Origin of the sequence: Vagococcus elongatus (assembly GCF_003987645.1) — a bacterium.
Lineage (GTDB): Bacteria > Bacillota > Bacilli > Lactobacillales > Vagococcaceae > Vagococcus_A > Vagococcus_A elongatus.
The window spans coordinates 18,412-27,157 of record NZ_NGKA01000027.1; the positions used below are offsets into that span (position 1 = coordinate 18,412).

8 protein-coding genes are annotated in these 8,746 nt (G+C 38.1%); all 8 read right to left on the reverse strand.

Annotated elements, in window-relative coordinates; translation table 11 throughout:
- Positions 1-16: 16 nt before the first annotated feature.
- Positions 17-430, reverse strand: coding sequence for a diacylglycerol kinase family protein (locus CBF29_RS12485; protein ID WP_126810055.1), 414 nt, complete (start codon positions 428-430; stop codon positions 17-19).
- A complete protein-coding gene (gene ybeY, locus CBF29_RS12490) occupies positions 405-875 on the reverse strand; it encodes an rRNA maturation RNase YbeY (protein ID WP_126810056.1) in 471 nt (156 codons plus the stop codon). Before ybeY ends, CBF29_RS12485 begins: the two co-directional genes overlap by 26 nt.
- Positions 875-3,052, reverse strand: a complete 2,178-nt coding sequence (locus tag CBF29_RS12495) for an HD family phosphohydrolase (protein ID WP_126810057.1) — start codon at positions 3,050-3,052, stop codon at positions 875-877. Before CBF29_RS12495 ends, ybeY begins: the two co-directional genes overlap by 1 nt.
- 27 nt (positions 3,053-3,079) lie before the next feature.
- A complete protein-coding gene (locus CBF29_RS12500; protein WP_126810058.1) occupies positions 3,080-4,045 on the reverse strand; it encodes a PhoH family protein in 966 nt (321 codons plus the stop codon).
- Between the two features lie 108 nt (positions 4,046-4,153).
- On the reverse strand, positions 4,154-5,215 hold the full coding sequence (rlmN, locus tag CBF29_RS12505) for a dual-specificity RNA methyltransferase RlmN (RefSeq protein ID WP_126810059.1): 1,062 nt from the start codon (positions 5,213-5,215) through the stop codon (positions 4,154-4,156).
- A 215-nt stretch (positions 5,216-5,430) separates the two neighbouring features.
- Positions 5,431-5,886, reverse strand: coding sequence for an IS200/IS605 family transposase (gene tnpA, locus CBF29_RS12510; RefSeq protein WP_126810060.1), 456 nt, complete (start codon positions 5,884-5,886; stop codon positions 5,431-5,433).
- Positions 5,887-6,092: 206 nt separating this feature from the next.
- Positions 6,093-7,274 carry an acetyl-CoA C-acetyltransferase gene (locus CBF29_RS12515; protein WP_126810061.1) on the reverse strand — a complete coding sequence of 394 codons (1,182 nt, stop codon included), beginning with the start codon at positions 7,272-7,274 and terminating at the stop codon, positions 6,093-6,095.
- Between the two features lie 909 nt (positions 7,275-8,183).
- A partial coding sequence (locus CBF29_RS12520) for a MucBP domain-containing protein (protein ID WP_126810062.1) occupies positions 8,184-8,746 on the reverse strand: 563 nt, incomplete at its 5' end.

The following is an 8,746-nucleotide window of genomic DNA, read 5'->3' on the forward strand; positions in this document are numbered from 1 at the left end:
TAATGTCCTCTTTCTTTTATAAAAATTTTTGTAACAAAAGCACTAACTTTGGCAAAAAGATGATTCCGGCGATTAAAACAGCAAAACAGGCATTGATAAATACAACTGCGGCACCGATATCTTTTACTTTTTTACCGATTGGATGATAGGTTTTTTCCGTGATCATATCTACTAAATTTTCCATAACAGTATTCAACAGTTCCATCGTTATGACGAGAAAAATAGCCAAAAGAATCCACAGCCACTCAAATCGTTCTAGCTCGAAAAAAAAGCCCGCCAAAACAGCCAAGATTCCCAACACACACTGGAATCTCAAATTTCTTTCTTCAACAAACGCGACCTTCAAACCTGCACAGGCACATTTTAAAGAACGATAAAATTTTTTATTTTTTTCAATACCGTATTTATTTTCTTTCAAGTCCATAGGCATCTAATATCTTTCTTTGTAAAGTAAACATCTTTGCTTCCTCTTCTTCAGTCATATGATCATAGCCGTTAAGGTGTAAAAAACCATGCACGACTAAAAAACCTAATTCTCTTTCAAAGGAATGACCGTAATCAGCAGCTTGTTCATGGGCTTTTTCCACTGACACAAGAATATCCCCTAGATTTCTTGGGATACCCATCTGCTCAAATAACTCAGGTGGGATGTCCTCCTCGTCTTCGATTGCAAAACTGATAACGTCGGTAGGGACATCTTTTTCACGGTACTCCCGATTAAAATTTTGAATGGCTTCATTGGACATAAACGTTACAGACATCTCTGTATCCTCTGCCAATTCAAGGTAATCACCTGCAAAATTCAATAATGAGGAAATATCTGACAACTGTAAGTCAGTTAATTCTTCCGTTTGATCACTTATTGTAATTTCCATTATTTATTATTTTCCTCAATTTCTTTTTTCATTTTTGGGTATTCAATTCTTGAATGATAGGCACTGCATAAGCCATTGATGATTGATTTCTCAATGATACGAATCTCTCCGAGTGTCAGACCAGATTCGTCCAGCTGATTATCTTTAATTCTTTTTTCAACCAAATCATGAACAAACTCATGAATTGTTTCATTTGTCGGCTGTTTCATTGCGCGAACAGCTGCTTCGCAAGTATCGGCCAAGTTGACAACTGCCGCTTCCTTTGTTTGTGGCCTTGGCCCAGGATATCTAAAATCTTCTTCTTTGACGTTTTTATCTCTCTCGTATGCTTTAATATAGAAAAAGCTCATCAAAGTAGTCCCATGATGTTGTTCACAAATATCAACAATCATTTTGGGCATTTTTTGTTTTTTTAGAATTTTGACCCCTTCCGACACATGGGAAAAAATTATTTCTTTACTGTCCTCGGGTAGTAAAAAATTATGGGGATTTTCTGCACCAGAAGGCAGATTTTCTACAAAGAAATTCGCATGTTTTAGTTTCCCGATATCATGATAGTAACAGGCCACTCGCGTAATCAGCGACCTGCCCCCAATCGCTGCCACTGCATTGGAACTAAGACTGGCAACCATCATACTGTGATGGTAAGTACCCGGAGCTTCTTCCAGCAGACGTTTTAACAAAGGATGATTAGGATTGCTCAATTCATTTAACACGATCATACTGTCATCATTCAATAGCAATTCAATATAAGGATGCAGACCGATAGATAAAACATAGGTAAACAAACTGCCGATCAGCATACATAATATCGCCGAAACAGTTTTTCTATCTCCAAAGTCCATCCCCTGATAAGTTGACATGACTATCGTAAAAGCTAAAGGCACGATAATCAACATGATAAGCGCCCTGCCAAGTTGTCGGCCGATACGCTCCTGTTTGATCAACGATGCCATCAACCCTGAAAATAGATAGGACATCAGCAGTAAGATCAGCGTACTCGTGCCGCCTAAATCATAAAAGACAAACACTGAAAAGGCGACTTGAAACAACGCCGCTAACACACTGGCCTTTCGACTGATAAATAAATTCAGGACCAAAGGCGTGAAAGCTGCGGGAAACAATAAAGAAATATAAGGCATGCTTTCTGTTTGAAACAAAGCAATAGCCTTCATAAATAAAATACTTAAAACCATCATAAAAACATAAAAATTAATAAACCTGAACTGAAATTCTTTGGTTCCTTCCCTCATGACTAACCAGACAAGGAGGCCTAACTGAATCACAATCAGCATGATCATTGCAACATAGGGAAAAATAGTGTTGTTTTTATTGGTCATTCCCAACAATTCCAATTTTTTGATTGCCCGGGAATCGATTTGGGCTCCTTCACGGACAATGACCTCACCATGATAAATCATCACGGGATTGACAGCTTCTTTAGCTGTTTCTTTCGCTGCTGCCGTAGCCTTCTCATCAAAAACTTCATTTACCACCACAACCTTATCAATCAGATCTTCAGCTAAGTTTTTACCATCTTCAGAAAGCAACGAGGCACCGATACTTTCTTTTGCTGAAGCTCTATGTTCAGCTAAGTTGTTATCACGGATTCTTTCTCCCATGGTTTTTTCCACGATGTTTAGCATTTCCGTTTTTAATAAATTAAATTCATCTTCGGGAAGCTCAAAGACGCCTTGATAAAAGCCCTGTGAAATATCCTGAAAAAAATTAATATCATCACTGTCGATTTTTTCCAGACGACCTTTTAAATTGGCAATCTTATCTTCAACAGTGGGGGCCTCAACAGAGTTGCGTTCTTTGGCCCGTTCCAAATCCGCTTGATATTTTTCCTGGAGTTCTTTGTTTGTTGCCTCAATATACGAAAATAATTGCGTCGTCAATTCAACGCGATGTTTAGCAACCGAATCATCAAAACTATAAGTGGGCGGCATAGCTTCAGCCGCAAGTTTTTTTCTTTCTTCTGTCTCATCTTTGTTCTCAATCGTCTTATTGGCACGAATCGTCTCTTCCGCCAATTTACCTTCCTTGAGGTCTCTGTTTGTCTGCTTCACACTCCCAGACATCAGCAAGCCAAGGATCAGCGCAAAAAGAGCAGTGATGATGATGATATATCGTCTGCCGAACTTATCAATGAGACTTTTAAAATCAAACTTCATTTGCGGTTACTCCTTCTTTAATACCTGTCAGCCAGCGTCTTGGTCATAAGCATCAATGATTTCAGCAACAACAGGATGACGCACCACATCTGTCGACTCAAATTTGACAAACCCAATTCGTTTAATATGTTTCAACTTTTTTTGCGCATCGACAAGACCGCTGATGACTCCTCTAGGCAAGTCAATCTGAGAGATATCGCCATTGACGATCATCTTAGAACTGAAACCTAAGCGAGTCAAAAACATCTTCATTTGGGCTATGGTCGTGTTTTGAGCTTCATCTAATATGACAAATGCATCATCTAAGGTCCGTCCTCTCATATAAGCAAGAGGAGCGATTTCAATCACGCCTCTTTCCATCAGGCGATTGGTATGTTCTACCCCAAAAACTGTGTAAAGCGCATCATAAACCGGACGCAGATAGGGATCAACTTTTTCTTTTAAATCCCCTGGGAGAAAACCAAGATTTTCACCTGCTTCAACGGCAGGTCTTGTCAATACGATTTTTTGGACTTCTCCCTTTCTCAATGCTGCAATAGCCATCACAACAGCCAAGAAAGTTTTACCTGTCCCTGCCGGACCGATTCCAAAGGTGATGTCTTTTTTCTTGATTGTTTCAATATACTGTTTTTGACCGTAAGTCTTAGGACGAATCCCTTTACCGTTCCGGTCTTTAATAATTTCATCTTCATATAAATCAACAAAATAATCTAATGTTCCTTTTTTTGACATTTTTAACGCCGTCACGATATCAGGCGTACTGACTGGGATTTTTTTCAGTACCAGCATCTGTAATTTTTTTAAGATGTCATGGACAGCCCTGACATCAGACTCCTCACCAGAAATCTGAATGATTTCTCCTCTGGCGTGAATGTCCACATGACGGTTTTCTTCTATTAATTTTAAGTGCTTGTCTTGTGCACCGAATATTTGCGAAATTTCCTCATGGTCATGGAGCACTAATTCCATGGAAAATTTATTTGATTCTGTCAAAAGTCTCTTCGCCCCTTTTCTCAATATCTACTAAATAATACCATATTTCCCGAAGTTTAAAAAGAATCTATGATTAAACATAGATTCTGACAAAGATTTATTAAGTAATTAGGATATCTTTTTCATTTTTTTACTTCTTAATTGCCCACAAGCAGCATCAATATCCGTCCCCTGCTCTTTTCTGATGACACAATTGATGCCTTCTTTTTTCAGACGGTCATAAAATGCCAGAACATCTTCTTTAGAACTGCGCTGATACTGGTCATGTTCGCTGACCGGGTTATAAGGAATCAGATTCACATAGGCTAGTTTCTTTTTATTTTTCAGCAGATCTGCTAATTGTTTAGCATGTTCCGGACGGTCATTCACATGAGACAGCATGATGTATTCAAAAGTGATCCGGCGATTATTTATTTCCAAATAATCATCTACTGCTTCCATGAGCTTATTGATCGGATTGCTTTTATTAATGGGCATAATAGATGATCTGACCTCATCATTTGGCGCATGGAGCGAGATAGCTAGATTAACTTGTAAAGGTTCTTCAGCAAACTTTCTGATTTTTCGAATCAATCCGCTAGTAGAAACCGTCATATGACGTGCACCGATTGCCAGACCTTTAGGATGATTAACAATATTTAAGAAGGCCATGACGTTGTCGTAGTTATCAAAAGGTTCGCCGATGCCCATGACGACAATATGACTGACACGGTCCCCCTCTCCTTTATTATCTAAATAATACTGCACTTGCATGACTTGAGCCATGATCTCTCCTGCCGTCAAATCCCGCTGTTTCTTCAGCAAACCGCTGGCACAAAACGTACAGCCGATACTGCAGCCGACTTGGGTCGTGACACAAACAGACAAGCCGTAGCTGTGCTTCATCAAAACCGTTTCAATCATATGCCTATCTTCTAACTCAAATAAATATTTTACTGTACCATCTTGTGATTCTTGAACGACGATTTCCTTGAGAGGTATAAATAAAAATTCTTCGTTTAATTTATTGATCAAGTCTTTTGATAGATTGCTCATCTCATCAAAACTTTGAACTCTTTTCACATATAACCAATCCCAAACTTGTGAAGCCCTGAATTTCTTTTCCCCTTGTGAAAGAAACCATGCTTCAAGTCCCTGATAGGTCAAATCAAAAATCCCTTGTTTTTCCAATCAATTTCTCCTACTTTCTCATGCTAACACTGTCAGTCTACACTATAAATCAAAAAGTCCAGCAATGCAATCCTGCTGAACCAAATATTATTAATAATAGTAAATATCCACCCGTGAAAACGGGTGGCTTTTTAATAGCCCTAGAAGGGCTTGCTACCGGCATACTCTCTAAAGAGAGCTTTTAAAAGACTGTCAACTGCCATTCGAGAACCCTTTTATTTTTTGAATGGATCTAAATATTCTCGTTTACTAATACTATCCTGAAGCCTGTCATCCGCTTCTTGTTCTCGAATATATTTTTGAATTGTCTTTTGATTCAAACCTACAGTACTAACATAATATCCTTTTGACCAAAAGCCTCTATTACCATACTTATATTTCAAGTTCCCATGTTGTTCATGTATTAGGACTGCACTTCTACCTTTCAAGAATCCCATAAATCCAGAAACTGATAATTTAGGAGGTATCCTTACTAACATGTGAATATGATCTGGCATCGCATGCGCTTCAATTATTTCAACCTCTTTCATTTCGCATAATTTTCTTAAAATTTTGCCTCTATCTTTTCTCAACTTACCATAAATAACTTTCCTTCTAAATTTTGGTGTAAAGACTAAATGATACTTACAATTCCATCTTGTATGTGCTAAACTTTTATCGTCATTAGACATAAAGAAACTCCTTTCGATTCTCTTGTAGCGGTTGACAGCCACTATCTAGTATATTTCGAAAGGAGTTTCTTAACGCTAAAGCTATTTCTTCCACGCGCAGTACGCGTGGTTTTTTTGTTTCGCACGACTTCGTGCTCAACCGACTAAAGTCACTAAAAAAATCAAAAGAGCCTGAAAATAATTTCTTAGGCTCTTTTGATGGAAAATCATTCTTTTTCTATCAACACAGCATTTCCTTGTCCACCGCCGATACATAAAGTGGCTAATCCTTTTTTAACTTTTCTTTTTTTCATCTCATGGACCAACGTGACTAAAATTCTGGCACCGCTAGCACCTATCGGATGTCCTAGAGCGATTGCCCCGCCGTTGACGTTCACTTTTTCTGGTGACAAACCGAGCTCATGTAATACACAGAGAGACTGGACTGCAAAAGCTTCATTACCTTCCACTAAATCAATTTGGTCGATGGTCAGCCCTGATTTGGACAAAATTTTTCGAGTAGCAGGAATTGGGCCTAGACCCATTTCATCTGGCGAAACGCCTGCACTTGCCGCATGGGTTAATTGTCCCATGATTTCCAGTCCTAAAGCCTCAGCTTTTTCACGCGCCATTAAAATAATCGCAGCAGCACCGTCATTTATTCCTGAGGCATTGCCGGCAGTTACCGTACCGTCTTTTTTAAAAGCTGGACGCAACTTACTAAGGCTTGCCAGCGTGACATTATTTCTTGGGTATTCGTCTTTAGAAGCTATGAAGGGCTCCCCTCTTTTTTTCGGTATTTGAACAGGAATAATTTCCTCATCAAATTTCCCTTCATTCATAGCTTTCTCTGTTTTTTTCTGACTGTCCAGGGCAAATGCATCTTGGTCTTCCCGACTGATATGATATTTCTCGGCAAGATTCTCCGCAGTCATTCCCATATGATATCCTTCAAAAGCATCGGTCAACCCATCTTTTAACAAAGAGTCCACAAGACTAATGTCCCCTATCTTACTTCCCCAACGTTGATTTTCAGATAGGTACGGTGCTTGACTCATGTTTTCCGTTCCTCCAACTAACACGACATCCGCTTGATTGGTTTGGATAGATTGTGCTCCCAGCATGACCGCTTTTAATCCGGAACCGCAAACCATGTCTACAGTGAAGGAAGGACATTCAAAAGGTATCTTCAAGGCAATCGAGATTTGTCGAGCCACATTTTGTCCCAACCCTGCACCAAGCACATTACCAAATATCACTTCATCGATTTCATTTGGAGAAAGATTTATTTTATCAAGAGCTCCCTGACCGGCAGCAACACCTAATGAAACGGCAGATACATCTTTAAATATCCCGCCAAAATTTCCGATTGGCGTTCTGACCGCTGAAACAATCACAACATCTCTCATAACTTTCCTCCCCAATTTACGCTTTACTCTCGCAATTCTTTATTGAATTATAAAACACTTTTCATTTAAAAAGAATCTCGGAGCGTTATCTTTTACATTTATTTAACTTTTAGGAAAAAAATAAAACATCACCGTTTCCTTGGAAATCGATGTTGTAATAAATATAGAAAATCAATCACGGAAAAATTGTTAAGAACGAAATGTAATTATCCACGACACAATTCTCCGTCTTGCAAATTGTCAGCTACGCACAACTTATCAAAACAGTTTTTGTAAACTTTAAAATAATTATTGGACAGGTATCATTTTTTTGCAAAAAAAATTAAGGTGTTAAAAATGCTGATACTAGCTAAGTGAGCCATTGTCAATGTCACTGATTAAATAATTTTATAACACCTTATAATAATTGTCAAAAATCGTTATCATTCCATTATTGAACACCTTCGCAGTGTCCATCAAGTCACACATTCATTTTATCATTTTCGCATTAAACACATGAATCGTTTTCATTCGTGTGCGTCAGAAGACAATAAAAAACCTTCGTTTAAAACAATATTCAAAGCTATTAATCATAGGTTCTGATACATCGAACGATGAGAATCGGCATTCTCTTCCATTATTTAATTGTTGGGTTTTAGTCCAAGACCTCATCGATGAATTGTTAAGCTATGACCCTCATTTATAAATAGCTTACGAGTCCAACTAATTGCTTCACTAATGCTGAAAGAAAAAAGGTACCTAACGCTTATTTTTGAATATAAATAACAACATCGGCAGAGAGAAACTCTCCACCGATGAGTCGATTTCTATTCAGTTTTTAGTGCCATCAACACTATGTTGCGAAGAACCTAAATTATCTAGGTGAAAACTTTATGCTCTACACGTATTACTTTTTCAAATGAAAAACTATTAATTTTTAAAAGATATGTTTTTCCCACGTATTTTTTTAATTATAACCCCTGAAACACCTACAAATAGAAGTATCATACCAATTATTTTTATACTGATACTTGTAGTATTTTCGCCGGTTTTTGGAAGTACTTTCTTACTAACAGTTAGTTTATCTTTAGAATCTTTTTTAGGCTCTTCCTTATCAATTGGGGTCGCAGCCTTTTTGTATACATAGGTGACAACAATTTCTTCCTCTGTGTAAGTACCTGTTGCATTGACTGGTGTATCTACTAGCTCGTAGCCATCAATTGCTTTAGCTTTTGTTTCGTACACTATTCCAACTTTTTCAGTTAATTCTTCACTCTCTGCTAGTTCTTTACCTGACTCGTCCACATACTTAACGATCACTTTGCCCCATTTTATTTCAGGTTCAGTCTCGATCTTTTTGTAGACGTATGTGACAACTATTTCACCATCAATAAATTGGCCTCGTGCATTCGCTGGTATCTCTACTAGCTCATAGTCTTTATACTCGCGTTTAGTTGATAAGTAGTTGTCCCCTACTTTTCCAGTTCTGATTT

Excerpts from the sequence above, each read along its gene's own strand:
- ybeY (WP_126810056.1), bottom strand. The coding sequence starts at position 875 with ATGGAAATTACAATAAGTGATCAAACGGAAGAATTAACTGACTTACAG.
- CBF29_RS12495 (WP_126810057.1), bottom strand. The coding sequence starts at position 3,052 with ATGAAGTTTGATTTTAAAAGTCTCATTGATAAGTTCGGCAGACGATAT.
- CBF29_RS12515 (WP_126810061.1), bottom strand. The coding sequence starts at position 7,274 with ATGAGAGATGTTGTGATTGTTTCAGCGGTCAGAACGCCAATCGGAAAT.
- tnpA (WP_126810060.1), bottom strand. The coding sequence starts at position 5,886 with ATGTCTAATGACGATAAAAGTTTAGCACATACAAGATGGAATTGTAAG.
- CBF29_RS12485 (WP_126810055.1), bottom strand. The coding sequence starts at position 430 with ATGCCTATGGACTTGAAAGAAAATAAATACGGTATTGAAAAAAATAAA.